This is a genomic window from Stenotrophomonas sp. VV52 (genome assembly GCF_002893095.1).
Lineage (GTDB): Bacteria > Pseudomonadota > Gammaproteobacteria > Xanthomonadales > Xanthomonadaceae > Stenotrophomonas > Stenotrophomonas aracearum.
On sequence record NZ_PKQQ01000010.1, the window covers coordinates 17,847 to 31,839 of the forward strand.

The 13,993-nt window shown below is 69.3% G+C and carries 12 protein-coding genes; 6 read left to right on the top strand and 6 right to left on the bottom strand.

The features are described 5' to 3' along the window. Nucleotides 1-14 precede the first annotated feature (14 nt). The 6 genes from dapE to map all read right to left on the bottom strand — a co-directional run bounded on the left by dapE (nt 15) and on the right by map (nt 7,852). Nucleotides 15-1,145: a succinyl-diaminopimelate desuccinylase gene (gene dapE / locus C2U58_RS15470; RefSeq protein WP_102946672.1), complete on the bottom strand. Its 1,131-nt coding sequence runs from the start codon at nt 1,143-1,145 to the stop codon at nt 15-17. Continuing rightward, nucleotides 1,142-1,504 carry an arsenate reductase gene (locus C2U58_RS15475; protein WP_102946673.1) on the bottom strand — a complete coding sequence of 121 codons (363 nt, stop codon included), beginning with the start codon at nt 1,502-1,504 and terminating at the stop codon, nt 1,142-1,144. Before C2U58_RS15475 ends, dapE begins: the two co-directional genes overlap by 4 nt. A 57-nt stretch (nt 1,505-1,561) precedes the next feature. Further along, a complete protein-coding gene (locus tag C2U58_RS15480) occupies nt 1,562-3,208 on the bottom strand; it encodes a hypothetical protein (protein ID WP_102946674.1) in 1,647 nt (548 codons plus the stop codon). A gap of 158 nt (nt 3,209-3,366) precedes the next feature. After that, on the bottom strand, nt 3,367-4,437 hold the full coding sequence (gene dapD / locus C2U58_RS15485; RefSeq protein ID WP_102946675.1) for a 2,3,4,5-tetrahydropyridine-2,6-dicarboxylate N-succinyltransferase: 1,071 nt from the start codon (nt 4,435-4,437) through the stop codon (nt 3,367-3,369). After that, nucleotides 4,437-7,076 carry a [protein-PII] uridylyltransferase gene (locus tag C2U58_RS15490; RefSeq protein ID WP_102946676.1) on the bottom strand — a complete coding sequence of 880 codons (2,640 nt, stop codon included), beginning with the start codon at nt 7,074-7,076 and terminating at the stop codon, nt 4,437-4,439. The genes dapD and C2U58_RS15490 overlap by 1 nt, the downstream gene beginning before the upstream one ends. Before the next feature lie 2 nt (nt 7,077-7,078). Then, nucleotides 7,079-7,852, bottom strand: coding sequence for a type I methionyl aminopeptidase (gene map, locus C2U58_RS15495; protein ID WP_216362408.1), 774 nt, complete (start codon nt 7,850-7,852; stop codon nt 7,079-7,081). 236 nt (nt 7,853-8,088) lie between these two features. Between map and C2U58_RS15500 the strand changes: the two genes are divergently transcribed. The 6 genes from C2U58_RS15500 (at nt 8,089) to C2U58_RS15520 (ending at nt 13,879) form a co-directional block, all read left to right on the top strand. Continuing rightward, a complete protein-coding gene (locus tag C2U58_RS15500; RefSeq protein WP_102946678.1) occupies nt 8,089-8,622 on the top strand; it encodes a spore coat U domain-containing protein in 534 nt (177 codons plus the stop codon). A 75-nt stretch (nt 8,623-8,697) separates the two neighbouring features. Continuing rightward, nucleotides 8,698-9,387: a molecular chaperone gene (locus tag C2U58_RS15505; RefSeq protein WP_253256760.1), complete on the top strand. Its 690-nt coding sequence runs from the start codon at nt 8,698-8,700 to the stop codon at nt 9,385-9,387. Between the two features lie 7 nt (nt 9,388-9,394). Next, a complete protein-coding gene (locus tag C2U58_RS15510) occupies nt 9,395-11,776 on the top strand; it encodes a fimbria/pilus outer membrane usher protein (RefSeq protein ID WP_172448163.1) in 2,382 nt (793 codons plus the stop codon). Beyond that, entirely contained in the window at nt 11,773-12,813 is a 1,041-nt protein-coding gene (locus C2U58_RS15515) for a spore coat U domain-containing protein (protein WP_102946680.1), read from the top strand. The genes C2U58_RS15510 and C2U58_RS15515 overlap by 4 nt, the downstream gene beginning before the upstream one ends. A gap of 38 nt (nt 12,814-12,851) precedes the next feature. Beyond that, nucleotides 12,852-13,169: a hypothetical protein gene (locus C2U58_RS19885; RefSeq protein WP_146033480.1), complete on the top strand. Its 318-nt coding sequence runs from the start codon at nt 12,852-12,854 to the stop codon at nt 13,167-13,169. Next, complete coding sequence (locus C2U58_RS15520) at nt 13,148-13,879, top strand: fimbria/pilus periplasmic chaperone (protein ID WP_102946681.1); 732 nt, start codon at nt 13,148-13,150, stop codon at nt 13,877-13,879. The genes C2U58_RS19885 and C2U58_RS15520 overlap by 22 nt, the downstream gene beginning before the upstream one ends. Nucleotides 13,880-13,993 lie beyond the last annotated feature (114 nt).

The window sequence follows — 13,993 nt, forward strand, 5'->3', positions numbered from 1 at the left end:
GCCAGCGGCCGGCACTACGGGGTGAGGAGCCGCTCTATCAGGCGCTGGTAAAGTGCGGGCAATGCTTCGAGGTCGGGCACCGACACGTTCTCGTCTACCTGGTGGATGCTGGCGTTGACCGGGCCTACTTCGATGCACTGCGCGCCCAGCGGCGCGATGAAGCGGGCGTCGGAGGTGCCGCCGCCGGTGCTTTCTTCCGGCGGCGCGCCCGCGAATTCGCCCAGTACTTCGCGCGCCACCTGGCGCAGCGTGCCTTCCGGGGTGTAGAACGGCTCTCCGCTGCGGTGCCACTTCAGCCGGTACTCCAGACCGTGGCGGTCGAGCAGCGACGTGATCTCCTGCTCCAGTACGTCCGCGTTCCAGTGCGGGTTGTAGCGCAGGTTGAACAGCACCTGCAGCTCGCCCGGAATCACATTGTTGGCGCCGGTCCCTGCATGGATGTTCGACACCTGCAGGCTGGTCGGCGGGAAGCTCTCGTAGCCATCGTCCCACTCCCGCGCGGTCAGTTCGGCCAGCGCCGCAGCGGCCAGATGGATCGGATTGCGCGCCTTGTGCGGGTACGCCACGTGGCCCTGCACCCCCTGCACCGTCAGCGTCGCCGAGAGGCTGCCGCGCCGGCCTACCCGCAGCAGATCGCCCAGCACCGCCGTCGACGACGGTTCGCCGGTAATGCACCAGTCGATCGCCTGGCCGCGCTCGCGGAACAGGGTTGCCACCCGGCGCACGCCGTCGATGGCGTCGCCTTCCTCGTCGCTGGTCAGCAGCACCGCCAGCGTGCCGGGGTGCTGCGGGTGCGCGGCCACGAACTGCTCGGCCGCCACCACGAATGCCGCCACGCTGCCCTTCATGTCCGCTGCGCCGCGCCCGTACAGCACGCCGTCACGGATCTGTGGATCGAACGGATCGCTGCGCCAGGCCTCTACCGGGCCGCTGGGCACCACGTCGGTGTGGCCCAGCAGCACCAGCACCGGCGCGCCCTGCCCGTGCGTGGCCCACAGGTTGTCGACCTCGCCCAGCCGCAGGTGCTCGCACTCGAAACCGGCACGCGAAAGCCGCCCGGCCAGCAGCGCCTGGCAGCCCGCGTCTTCCGGCGTGACCGACGGGCGCGCGATCAGGTCGCAGGTCAGTGCGACGACGTCGCTCATGCCCCCACTCCGAAACGCTGCTTGAAACCGTTGTCGGAGAAACCCTGGCTCATCACCCCATCGTCGGTGACCACCACCGGTCGCTTGATCAGCTGCGGATGCTCGCGCAGCAGCAGCTTCCATTCCGCGTCCGAGGCTGCGGCCTTGCGGTTCTCCGGCAACTGCCGCCACGTGGTCGACGAACGGTTCACCAGCGCGGGGAAGCCACCCGCCTGCGCCGCCCAGTCGACCAGCGTTTCCGGGCTGGGCTTCTGCTCGCGGTAATCGACGAAGGCGTACGCCACCTGGAAGCGGTCCAGCCACTTGGTGGCCTTCTTGCAGGTGTCGCAGTTCTTGAGGCCGTAAAGGGTGGTGGTCATTGCAGGAAGATACTCATACTGGGCTACAGGGTGTGCGACGCCGAGTATAGCCGCCTGTCACTCCCCAACCGGCGTGTTGAGCGCGTTCAGCAGGGTACGCTGCCAGCTCGACAGCCCAGTCCTGAACGCCACCGCATCGCCAATGAGGGGGCGTCCCGTGCGGTCCACCAGCAGGCACAGCTCCGAGGACATGAAGGCGCACATGCCTTCCAGCTGATGCTCATACTGCGGCGCATCGAAGGGATCGGCCAGGTGCAGCCGCATGCATACCCCATCCATGTCCAGCAGCATCTGCACGCGCGAGGCGGTATCGAGCGCGATCCTGCCCGATACGACTGCCACGACCAGGGCGTTGGTGGCGGAGATGGCGTCTTCGCGGTCATGCCGATCCGCCGCCTCGTGCAGGCGCATGAGCCTTCCAGCCGCCTGGCTGAACTCGCTCAACTCAGAAGGCGCCTGCCAGACATCGGTCTCGTCCGAAGAAGACCGCTGTACTGGAACTGGAGCGACAGGCGCAGCTTCTGCGTGACTCCACGTCGTGGTCGCGACGGGTGCCACGATCACCCCGGTGCGCGCGACCTCGGCGAAGTTGCGCCCGTCGTGCGGATTGTCGGGGAGCGGCCCGCGTGCAGCTTCCCGCAGGACCACCAGGTCCTGTACCCATGCCTGTTGCCTGCCCAGCCACTCGCAGTAGTAGTGCGTGCTGTAGGCCAGGTAGTCCTTGAGCTGCTTCTCGGGGCCAAACCCATGGAACTCGCCATCGCGCTGGTCCCACACGCCTCGCGAGGGCAATCGTGCCTCGTCGATGATCGGCTTGAGCGCCTTCGCCGCATTGAGCTGCAACGTATCCACCGCTACTTTCTGGCACTGGCCGCGCCCAAGCTGCCCAAGCCGGCGCAGGTACTGCACCCCGTACTTGGCAACCAGCGCCAGCGTGCGGTTTTCCCAGTGGACCAGCAGGTCGGGTTGCGCCTGCAGCAGGACGGGAAGCCGCAGCAGCAGTGCGTCGGCCGCTGGCCGCGGCAGCACCCCGTCCAACGGGCGGACCATCTGGTGTTCGGATGCCCGCAGCGCACTGACCAACCCGAATGCCAGGCAGGTGCCGGTCACCGCATGCTCCGGCAGCTCGTGCAGCTTGGACTCGAAAATCGGCAGCAGGTGTCGGGTGATGGCCCGCCCGCACACGGTCTGCAGCTTCGGGTGATTGATCAGCTCGCCCAGGTGGAACATGATCACGCTGAGGTTTTCCAGGGTGAAATCGTGCCGTGCGCGGATGGCCAGGATGGCGTGGCGCGCCGCGGCCAGCAGGCGGGTGCTGTCGTAGTCGAACTCACCGCGTCGGCGCAGCAGCTGGCACAGGATGTTCAGCGCCTTGCCCACGTAGATGTTGGACACGCGCTGCTGCGGGTCGCCGTCTTCGGCGCCGATGCTGCGGGTCAGGACGCGACTGAGCGTATCGAGGTCCGCGTTGAGGGTGGACAGCTCGCCGCTTTTGACGATTTTCTGGTACAGCGCGGAAACCAGGTAGTCCGCCTCGGTCAGCCGCACACAGTGCTCGCCCACCGGGACGAAAGGCATGCCCTGGAAGCCGGATGCGTTGAACACCTGGTGTGGCACCACCCTGCCCGCGTCGGTCGCCTGGACCGCGAACGGCGGGGAGTACGCATGCTGGATTACCGATACGGTATTGCCGAGCCGTTCCATACAGGCCTCTTCTGCCGGGAAAACGGCAGCATAGCCACGCCCCGGCGGTGCCGGGACGATGGACGGTTCAAGCTGTGACGCGGTTTGCGAAGCCAACGCGTTGCGCGTGACAGAAGCGTCACGGGGCATCGAAACGATGCCCCGATTACGTCACTTACTCAGTCGGCCAGGCCGCGCAGCAGCTCGTTGACGCTGGTCTTGCTGCGGGTCTTGGCATCCACCTGCTTGACGATCACCGCGCAGTAAAGCGAGTGCGAGCCGTCCTTGGAGGGCAGCTGGCCCGATACCACCACGCTGTACGGCGGCACCGAACCGTAGCTGATCTCGCCGGTGGCGCGGTTGTACACGCGGGTGCTCTGGCCCAGGAACACGCCCATGCCGATCACGCTGTGGTGGCCGACCACGAAGCCTTCCACCACTTCCGAACGTGCGCCGATGAAGCAATGGTCTTCGATGATGGTCGGGCTGGCCTGCAGCGGCTCGAGCACGCCGCCGATGCCGGCGCCGCCTGACAGGTGGCAGTGCTTGCCGATCTGCGCGCACGATCCCACCGTGGCCCAGGTGTCGACCATGGTGCCTTCGCCCACGTAGGCGCCGATGTTGGTGAAGCTCGGCATCAGCACCACGTCCTTGCCGAAGTAGCTGCCACGGCGCGCGATCGCACCGGGCACCACGCGCACGCCGGCGCGGCGGAACTTCGCCTCGTCGAAGCCGGCGAAGCGCGATTCGACCTTGTCCCAGAACGGCGCCGGACGCGCATCCACCACGGCCATGTCGTTGACGCGGAAGTACAGCAGCACCGCCTTCTTCAGCCACTCGTTGACCTTCCAGCCGCCATGGCCGTCGGGTTCGGCCACGCGGAATTCGCCGGTTTCCAGGCCGTCGATGACGCGCCCGACCAGCGGCTTGGTCGAGCCTTCGATCTCATGCAGGGTCAGCGTGGCACGGCGCTCGAACGCGCTTTCGATACCGAACTTGAGCTCTTCCACGCCCGGCGTGGCCGGCTTGCGCAGCGACTTGCGGGCGATGGTTTCGGCGCGCTTGGCGGCAGTTTCAGCGGCGCTGCTGGCGGCCGACTTCTTCGCCGGTGCCTTCTTTGCCATGGCGGCTTTCTTCGCGACCGGCGCGGTCTTCTTCGCAGCGGTCTTCTTCGCGGTCGAAGGTGCGGCAGCAGTCTTCTGGGCCGCCGCAGTCTTCGCGGCAGTCTTCTTGGCAGGCTTGGTGGCCATCAGTGGGGGTCTCCGGCTTTTCGATCAGGGTCCAGGCAGGCCAGCATCGCGTCGCGCAGCTGCTGCCTGGCAGTTTCGGTAAGGGGGCGGTCGTGTTCATCGCTGATCACGAACATGTCTTCGGCGCGCTCGCCGAACGTGGCAATGCGCGCGTCGTGCACGCGCAGGCCCTGGTTGCGCAGCACGAAGGCGACATCGGCGAGCAGCCCGGGGCGGTCGGGTGCGACCAGGCTGAAGCGGGTGCCGCCGGTGTCGTTGTCGTTGGCGTCGCGGAACTCGATGCGCGGGGCGAAGCGGAAGTGGCGCAGCTGGCGCGGCACCACCCGGCGCGAGGGCCGCAGCTGGGCCAGGTCGCCGGCCAGCGCGTCGCGCAGCGCCGCTTCCAGGCGCGGCGCGTCGCCGTCGGCGAAGCTGTCGGCCGGGGTCACTTCGAAGGTATCGAAAATGGTGTCGACCGGGCCATCCAGCACGCGCGCGCGGTGGATGCCGTAGCCCTTGCGGTCCAGGGTCATCACGATCGCGGCGAACAGGCCGTCGCGGTCCGGCGAATGCACGAACACTTCCAGCGCATCGTCGTCGGCGTTGATCCGGCGCACCTTGACCAGGGTCTGGCCCTGCTTGACCGGTACCAGCGCCGCCGCCTGCCAGGCCAGCTGCTCCGGGCGCAGGCGGATGAAGCTCTCGTCCGGCATCACGGTGAACTGGCGTTCGATGGTGGCGTCGTCATAGCCGCGCTCGCGCACGAGCGCGCGTACCGTCTCGCGCGCCTCGAGCACGCGTTCGGCGGCCGGCATCTGGTTTTCCAGTCCGTCGCGCAGCGCGCGGCGCGCGGCGAAGTACAGGTCGGCCAGCAGCCGGTCCTTCCAGGTATTCCACAGCTTGGGACTGGTGCCGGCGATGTCGGCACAGGTAAGCAGATAGAGATAATCGAGGCGGTCGCGGCTGCCGACCAGGGTGGCGAAGCGGTGGATCACGTCCGGGTCGGAGATGTCCTGCTTCTGCGCGGTGACCGACATGCGCAGGTGTTGTTCGACCAGCCAGGCCACCAGTTCGGTGTCCGAGCTGCCCAGCCCATGCGCCTCGCAGAACGCGCGCGCGTCGACCGCGCCCAGTTCGGAATGGTCGCCGCCCCGGCCCTTGGCGATGTCATGGAACAGCCCGGCCAGCAGCAGCAGTTCCGGCTTGCGCAGGCGCGGCCAGACTTCATGCGCGATGGAGAAACGTTCGTCGGCGCGGCTGGTCGCGAACAGGCCCATGTTGCGCAGGACCATCAGCGTGTGCTGGTCCACGGTGTACACATGGAACAGGTCGAACTGCATGCGCCCGGACACCTGCGCGAACGCGGGAATCCACTGCCCCAACACGCCCAGTCGCGCCATGCGCGCCAGCGTGTCGACCGCGCGCGCGCTGCGCAGCAGGGCCATGAACTGCTCGCGCGCGGCGGGGCTGGCGTCGGTGTACGCCGGCAGCTCACCCAGCGATTCGGCCAGCGCGCGCGCGGTCAGCGAATGCAGGCCACGCACGTCGGGGTTGTACGCCCAGCTGGAAAACAGCGCAAACACCTGTTCGATGTCGCCCTGCGGCCACTGCGGATCATTCGCGGCGAGGTAGCCACGGCGCAGCGAGAAGCCCACGCTGACCGGCTCGGGCACGGCTTCGCCGTCGAACTGTTCCTCGAAGCGCTGCAGAAGACGGTCGCTGATCCGCCGCACCACGGTGGCGCTGCGGTAGAAGCCCTGCATCATCTTTTCGACCGCCAGGCTTTCCACGTCGTCGACGAAGCCGAGCCGCGCGGCCAGGGTCTTCTGGTAGTCGAAGCGCAGGCGCTCTTCCGGGCGGTTGGCCACCAGGTGCAGGCCGAAGCGCAGCCGGGCCAGCGCGCAGCGCTCACGCCGCAGCGCCACCGCTTCGTCGGCGCCCAGGTGGCCCAGGCCGACCAGTGCTTCCAGTTCGCGCACGCCGAACGCGCGCAGCGCCATCCAGCCCAGGGTGTTGAGATCGCGCAGGCCGCCGGGGCCGTCCTTGATGTCCGGCTCCAGGTTGTCGGCGGTGTCGCCGAAGCGCTGGTGGCGCGCCAGCAGCTCGTCGCGCTTGGCCAGGAAGAACTCGCGCGGCGGCCACAGGCCGTCGCTGTTGACCGCCTGCTTCAGTGCCTGGCGTGCCGCGTCGTCGGCCACCAGCGGGCGCGATTCGATCAGCGCGGTGAGCACGGTCTGGTCGGCGCTGGCCTGCACGCATTCCTGCGCCGAACGCACCGCGTGGCTGACCGGCAGGCCGCAATCCCAGAGCAGCGCGAACAGGCGCGCCAGTGCCGTTTCATGGGTGCGCTGCGCCTGCGTCGGGCCAAAGACCAGCAGGTCGATGTCCGAGCGCGGGAACAATTCGCCGCGGCCGTAGCCGCCCACCGCGAACAGCGCCAACCCGGCGTTGGCCGGAATGCAGCGCTGCCACGCCAGGCGGATCAGGTGGTCGGCCGCGCGCGCGCGCAGCGCCAGCAGGCGCTCGATGTTGTCGCCCTGGTCGTAGCGGCGGTAGAGGCGCGCGTCGGCCTGCTGCAGGGTCTGGCGGGCCTCCGCCGCCCACTCGGGGTCGGCGACGGCGTCGGCCGGCGCGTCCAGGGTCGGGCTCGCCGGCAGCATGCTCAGACCTGCGATTCGCCGGGCGAGAGGGTCAGCACGTCCACGCCGGTCTCGGTGACCGCGATCATGTGCTCCCACTGCGCCGACAGCTTCCGGTCCTTGGTGACCACGGTCCAGCCATCCGGCAGCACCTTGTTGTAACGGGTGCCCTCGTTGATCATCGGTTCGATCGTGAAGGTCATGCCCGGTTGCAGTACCAGGCCCTGGCCCGGACGCCCGTAATGCACCACCTGCGGCTCGTCGTGATAGACCTTGCCGATGCCGTGGCCGCAGTACTCACGCACCACGCTGAAGCGTTCGCCTTCGGCCAGCGACTGGATCGCATGGCCGATGTCGCCCAGGGTCGCGCCCGGCTTGACCGCGCGGATGCCGGCCCACATCGCCTGGTAGGTGGTGTCGACCAGGCGCTTGGCCATCGTCGACGGGGTGCCGACGAAGTACATGCGGCTGGTGTCGCCGTGCCAGCCGTCCTTGATCACGGTGACGTCGATGTTGACGATGTCGCCGTCCTTCAGGACTTTCCCTTCGCTCGGGATGCCGTGGCAGATGACGTTGTTGACCGACGTGCACACCGTCTTCGGGAAGCCCCGGTAGCCGACATTGGCCGGCGTGGCCTTCTGCACGTTGATGATGTGGTCGTGGCAGATGCGGTCGAGCTCTTCGGTCGTCACGCCCGGCTTGACGTACGGGGTGACGATGTCGAGCACCTCGCTGGCCAGGTGGCCGGCGACGCGCATCAGTTCGATTTCCTCGGGGGTTTTCAGATTCACGCTCATGGCGGCCATTATCGCCGATCCGGGGCCATTCTGAACGGAAGCCGCTGGAACGCTGACAGCGCAGGTTCGGGTCGACCGGGACCGGAACGTAAAAAGTGTGAAAACTGGCCAATTTCCGTCACATATCGCCTACACCCCTGCTCCTATAACGAACCCAGCGCCGCCCCTGGCGCCCTCCCCCTGCAGTACGCCGGCATCGAACCGTTCATCCAGGACCCCCGTCCAAGGAGAAGACCATGCGATTCCTTCGCGCCCCGCGTCCCCTGCTGTTCGGCCTTGGCCTGGTGGCCCTGGCCTCCCCGGCCCTTGCCGCCGACACCACCACCTTCAACGTGCGCCTGATCATCACCAAGGCCTGCACGATCACGGCGGCGGCGGCCACCGATGTCGATTTCGGCTCGGCGCTGTCCACCGCGACCACGCCGATCAATGCACAGGGCTCGGTCACGGCGCAGTGCTCGGCGCTGACCCCCTACACCATCGCGCTCAACGCCGGCTCCAATGCCGGCACGGCCAATGACGTCACCACCCGGCGCATGCGCAATACCGACACCACGGTGACGACCAACAACTTCGTGGGCTACCAGCTGTATTCCAACGCCACCCGGACCACGGTCTGGGGCGCCACGGCGGGCACCAATACCGTGGCCGGTGTCGGCAACGGCCTGGCCCAGGCCTATCCGGTCTACGGCCAGGTCGCCAATCCGAGCGTGAACAACGCGGCGACGGGTAACTACCAGGACACGGTCACCGCCACCATCACCTACTGAGGGTCGCCATGTACCAGCTCATACGGGGGGGGCGCGAAGCGCTCCACGGCGAAGCTGTGCGCCGGCGTCCTGGCGGTGGCGCTTGCGCTGCCGCACGCGCACGCGGCCAGCCTGCAGGTCGCGCCGACCTCGCTGCAGCTCGGTCCCCGGCAGAATGCCGAGGCGCTGTGGATCAGCAACAGCGGCACCGCGCCGGTGGACGTGCAGGCCCGGGTGTTCCGCTGGACCCAGCGCAACGGGCGCGACGAACTGGAGCCGACCACCGACCTGGTGGTGAGCCCGCCGATGCAGGCATTGGCGGCCGGCCAACAGCAGCTGATCCGGGTGGTGCGCGCGGTGCCGCAGGCGCCGGCCGCGCAGCTCTCCTATCGGGTGATCGTGGATGAAGTGCCCAAGCTCGACCCCACCCGCCAAGGCATGCAGTTCGTGCTGCGCTACTCATTGCCGGTGTTCGTGCAGCCGGAGGGCGGCACGGCCACCACGCCGGACCTGCAGGCCACGGTGGTGACCCCGCCCGACGGCAAGCCGGTGCTGGAAGTGCACAACCGTGGTACCGGCTATGCCCAGCTGGCCGACCTGGCGGTCGGCACGCCGGAGCGGCCGCAGATCTTCCAGCCCGGCCTGGTCGGCTACGTCCTCGGCGGGCAGACCATGCGCTGGCCGCTGGACATCGCCGCCGGCCGCCTGTCCGGCGCGACCCTTTCGGCAAAGATCAATGGCGCTTCGCAAGCCACGCCACTGTCTCCGACGCCACCGGCTCGCTGAGGCCTGCATGCGCGTCGCCCTGGCTGCCGGCGCGGTCTCGTCTGGCATGCTGGCCGGCGCGGCCCGTGCCGCCGACGCGCCGGCGGAGAGCGGCGCGGAGATCGGTGCGTTCGCCGCCGATGACGTGATGCTCCCCGCCCCGACCCCGCTGACCGCGCCGCAGACGCTGTACCTGGAGGTGACCCTCAACGGCAGCCCGCGCGGGCTGCTGCCGTTCACCGAACTGGGCGGCCAGCTGCGCGCGGACCCGGCGGTACTGCGCCAGCTCGGCTTCGGCGCACGCGGCGACGCGCCGGTGCCGCTGGCGCAGATCAGCGGCGTGGTGGTGCGCTATGACGCAGGCCTGCAGACGCTGGCGCTGGAAGTGCCGCTGGAGCAGCTGTCGCTGCCCACCACGGAACTGGGCCAGGCCCTGCCGACCACGCCCACCGCCAGCGCATCGCCCGGCGCACTGGTCAATTACGATCTGTATGCCAGCCAGAACGAAGAGGCCGGCAATCTCGCGCTGACCACCGAATGGCGCGTGTTCGGGCTGGGCCGGGGCGTGCTGCGCAGCACCCAGCTGCTGCGCACGTTCCAGGACAGCGAGCGCGACTGGCGCGGCGAAAGCGTGCGGCTGGACAGCGCCTGGCAGCTGGACTTCCCCGACAGCGCACTGACCCTGACCGTGGGCGATTTCTTCAGCGGCTTCGTCGACTGGAGCCGACCGGTGCGCATGGGTGGCATCCAGATCGGACGCAACTACGGCCTGCAGCCGTACCGCGTGCTGACCCCCACCCCCAGCTTCCTCGGGGAAGCAGTGGTGCCCTCCACGGTGGAGCTCTACGTCGATGGCCTGCGCCAGTACAACGGCGAGGTGCCGGTCGGGCCGTTCCAGCTCGGTGCACAACCGGGCATCAGCGGCACCGGCAACGCCCAGGTGGTGATCACCGACGCCTACGGGCGCATGCAGACCCTGGATTTTTCGTTCTACGGGACGCAGCAGCTGCTGGCCGAAGGACTCTCCGACTGGTCGGCAGGGGTGGGCCGGATGCGCCGCGACTATGGCATCCGCTCCTTCGCCTATGACGACGCGACCGTGGGCAGCGCCACCTGGCGGCGCGGCGTGAGCAACCGCTTCACCGCCGAGCTGCATGCCGAAGGCGGTGGTGGCGTGGCCAGTGCCGGTGCCGGTGGCTGGTGGCAGCTGGGGATGGCGGGCGTGCTCAATGCGTCCTACGCCCGCAGCCGCCGCGACGGGCGCGACGGCGGCCAGTGGGCGCTGGGCTACAGCTGGAACAACCGGATCTTCAACTTCAACGCGTCCACGCTGCGCACCCACGGGCAGTTCCAGGATCTGGGCAGCCTGCAGGGCGCGCTGCCGCCGGATGTCACCGACCAGGTCACCGCCGGTGCCAGCCTCGGCCGTGGCGGCGCATTGAGCGCGAGCTACCTGCGCCTGTCCTACCCCGACGACGAGGACCGCCGCTACGCCAGCGTGTTCTGGAACCGCACCTTTTCCGAACGCTGGTCGGCCTATGTCTCGTTCAACCAGAACCTGGACGAACGCGCCGACCGCAGCGTGTATGTCTCGATCACCGCCAGCCTCGGCCAGAACCGCCAGAGCAGCGTGGCCGCGCAGCGCAACGGCGACCGCATGCTGTACACCGTGGACGTGTCCAAGCCGGTGCCCGGTGATGGCAGCGAAGGCGGCTTCGGCTGGCGCGCGCAGGCGCGGCACGGCGACGACGGCACCGGCGGGCTGGCCGAGGTGGGCTGGTTGAACCGGGTCGGCCGTTACTCGCTGGGCGCGGCCCGCCAGGGCGATTCCAGCTTTGCCTACGCCAATGCCAGCGGCAGCCTGGTCTGGATGAGCGGGCACGTGTTTGCCGCGCGCGAGGTGCCGGACGCCTTTGCGGTGGTCTCCACCGACGGCGTCGGTGGGGTGCCGGTGCGGCTGGAGAACCGTCCGATCGGGGTTACCGACGAAAACGGCCTGCTGCTGGTGACGCCGCTGCTGTCCTGGCAGCGCAACCGGATCTCGATCGACACCCTGGACCTGCCCGCCGACCTGCGTGCCGACCGCGTGGATACGCAGGTCACGCCGCGGCAGAGCGCCGGCCTGGGCGTGGACTTCGGCCTGCGCCGCACCCGAGCCATCGTCCTGGTGCTGCACGACGCACAGGACCAGCCGCTGGCGGCCGGCAGCCAGGTGCGCCTGCCCGACCAGGGCAGCGCGCCGGTGGGCTATGACGGCGAGGTGTACCTGGAGGATCTGCCTGGCACCGGACCGCTCCAGGTGGACACCGACGACGGCCGGTGCGTGGTCCAGCTGCCACTGACGGCGGCGGCAGGCAGCGCGCCGCTGCGGCTGGGCCCGCTGCGCTGCCAGCCGGTGCGCACGCCATGAGCCCGCGCCTGCTGCTGGCGCTGCTGCTGGGCCTGGCCGGACTGCTGGCCGGCGGCGCGGCGCGCGCCGATACCACCTGCACCACGACCACGCCGGTCACGGCGGCGTTCGGCAATGTCGCCAACGCGGCCGCCGCCCCGGTGTTCACCACCACCACCTTCACCATCACCTGCAGCACCACCGCCCTGAGCCTGCTGGCGACGGCTTCGGTGCGCGCCTGCCTGGGGATCGGCGTGGGCACCACGGGAACCACCCTCTCGCCATTGCGGCGGATGACCAATGCCAACGGTGATCCGCTCAGTTATCAGCTTTTCACCAGTTCAGCCTACAGCACGATCTGGGGCCTGACCCCGGGCGCCACGCCGGCCCCGCTGGTGGTAAACCTGAACTACAACGTGCCGCTGCTGACCGGCGGCAGCGGCGCGGTGTCGGTGACCATCTACGGCCGCATTCCGGCCGGCCAGACGCTGTCTGCCGGGTCCTACAGCAGTGCCTTCAGCGGCGGCGATGTCCGCCTGCAGTACGCCTTCAACGAGGTCCTGCTGGGCACCGCGACCGCGCCGCCGGCCTGCACCACCGTGGCCGGGGTGACCGGCAACAAGGTAGCCACCGGCGGCTTCCCGTTCACCGTCACCGCCAACGTGCTGCCGCAGTGCAGCGCCTACGTCACCACCGACATGGACTTCGGCAGCAATGCGGGCGCGATTGCCAGCAACATCGACCGCACCTCGACGATCGGGCTGACCTGCATCAACCGCACTGCCTACACCATCGCGCTGGACAATGGCCTGTACGCCAACGGCACGGCCAGGCGGATGCGCCACGACACCAATCCGGCCTGGTTCATTCCCTACGAGCTGTATCGGGAGAGCACGCGTACCCAGCGCTGGGGCAGCACCGCCAATGTCGATCTGGTCTCCGGCACCGGGACCGGCGCGGCCCAGACCCTGACCGTGTATGGCCGCGCGCCGCCGAGCAGTGGCGCGGTGGCGGCGGGCAGCTACAGCGACCAGATCAAGGTGACCATCACCTACTGAGGGATCAAGTGCGGCGCGGCGCGGCCGATAAGGCTGACATGACTTTCCGTTGCCATCGTGCCCTCAGCCTCCGTGCTCCCGCCCTGTGCCTGGCCGCGCTTGTCGCGGTCCCGCTGGCTGCCGCCGCGCAGGCGGGACCGTTGCCCGCACCCACCCCGGCGGCGGGTGCCACCGGGCTGCGCATGCAACTGCGGGTGGTGGACGGCTGCCGCCTGCCGGCCGGGGACGCCGCCGGCTGTGCCACGGCGCATCAACGCAGCGACGCAGCGGCGCCACCGCCGCCGCAGGTCCAGGCATTGACGCCGCCACCGGAGGGCGGGCAGCAGCCTCGCGCATGGCAGACCATCACGTTCTGAGCCCGGGTCGCGCCCGGCTCGGCGTAGTGCTGGCCGCGCTGCTGCTGGGTGGCACGGCGCAGGCGCTGGAGGTGTCGCCGCTGCGGGTCGAGATGGGCCCGGGCCAGGCCGACGCCGAGCTGTGGCTGTACAACGACAGCGCGCAACCATGGGCCGGCCAGGCGCGGCTGTATGCCTGGGAGCAGAGCACGCACGAGGAACGGCTGCAGCCGACCGCCGCGCTGGCGGTCAGTCCGGCCGTGCTGCAGGTGCCGGCGCACGCGCGCCAGCGGCTGCGGGTGGTCAGGCTGGGGCCTGCGCCGGTGGCCGAACAGGGCTACCGGCTGGTGCTGCGCGCCGGCGCGGAGAGCCCGCCGGTGCAGATATCGCTGCCGGTGTTCGTGGCCGGTGCCGCGGCCTCGCCGGCACCGGCAATGGCGGTGCGGCTGCTGGACGCGGGCGAGCCGGCGGTGCTGGAGCTTTACAATGGCGGGGCCCGCCACGCCCGGCTCGCAGACCTGGCCTGGGTCGCGGCCAATGGCCAGACGCGGCCGATCCTGCCCGGGCTGGCCGGCTACGTGCTGGCCGGGCAGACCCGACGCTGGGTCCTGCCGGGAACGGCCGAGGCCTACCGGGGCGGGCGTTTCAGCGCGCGCATCGGCGACCAGGCCGCGCAGCTGCTGGACGCCCTGGCCCCTTCAATTGCAACGGGAACCCCGGCCGGGCTATAATCGACCGGATTCCTCGGCGCCCCGTGTGCCAGGACCCGTCAACACCGGACGTCACCGGTGAATCCACACCTGTCGCCCATATCCGTGCCGGGGTGCTCCGCGAGGAGTTCGGAC

What these genes read in the sequence shown, in the direction of transcription:
- C2U58_RS19885 (WP_146033480.1), top strand. Translation starts at nt 12,852, where the DNA reads ATGACTTTCCGTTGCCATCGTGCCCTCAGCCTCCGTGCTCCCGCCCTG.
- dapE (WP_102946672.1), bottom strand. Translation starts at nt 1,145, where the DNA reads ATGAGCGACGTCGTCGCACTGACCTGCGACCTGATCGCGCGCCCGTCG.
- map (WP_216362408.1), bottom strand. Translation starts at nt 7,852, where the DNA reads ATGAGCGTGAATCTGAAAACCCCCGAGGAAATCGAACTGATGCGCGTC.
- C2U58_RS15510 (WP_172448163.1), top strand. Translation starts at nt 9,395, where the DNA reads ATGCGCGTCGCCCTGGCTGCCGGCGCGGTCTCGTCTGGCATGCTGGCC.
- C2U58_RS15515 (WP_102946680.1), top strand. Translation starts at nt 11,773, where the DNA reads ATGAGCCCGCGCCTGCTGCTGGCGCTGCTGCTGGGCCTGGCCGGACTG.
- C2U58_RS15520 (WP_102946681.1), top strand. Translation starts at nt 13,148, where the DNA reads ATGGCAGACCATCACGTTCTGAGCCCGGGTCGCGCCCGGCTCGGCGTA.
- C2U58_RS15490 (WP_102946676.1), bottom strand. Translation starts at nt 7,076, where the DNA reads ATGCTGCCGGCGAGCCCGACCCTGGACGCGCCGGCCGACGCCGTCGCC.
- dapD (WP_102946675.1), bottom strand. Translation starts at nt 4,437, where the DNA reads ATGGCCACCAAGCCTGCCAAGAAGACTGCCGCGAAGACTGCGGCGGCC.
- C2U58_RS15475 (WP_102946673.1), bottom strand. Translation starts at nt 1,504, where the DNA reads ATGACCACCACCCTTTACGGCCTCAAGAACTGCGACACCTGCAAGAAG.
- C2U58_RS15500 (WP_102946678.1), top strand. Translation starts at nt 8,089, where the DNA reads ATGCGATTCCTTCGCGCCCCGCGTCCCCTGCTGTTCGGCCTTGGCCTG.
- C2U58_RS15480 (WP_102946674.1), bottom strand. Translation starts at nt 3,208, where the DNA reads ATGGAACGGCTCGGCAATACCGTATCGGTAATCCAGCATGCGTACTCC.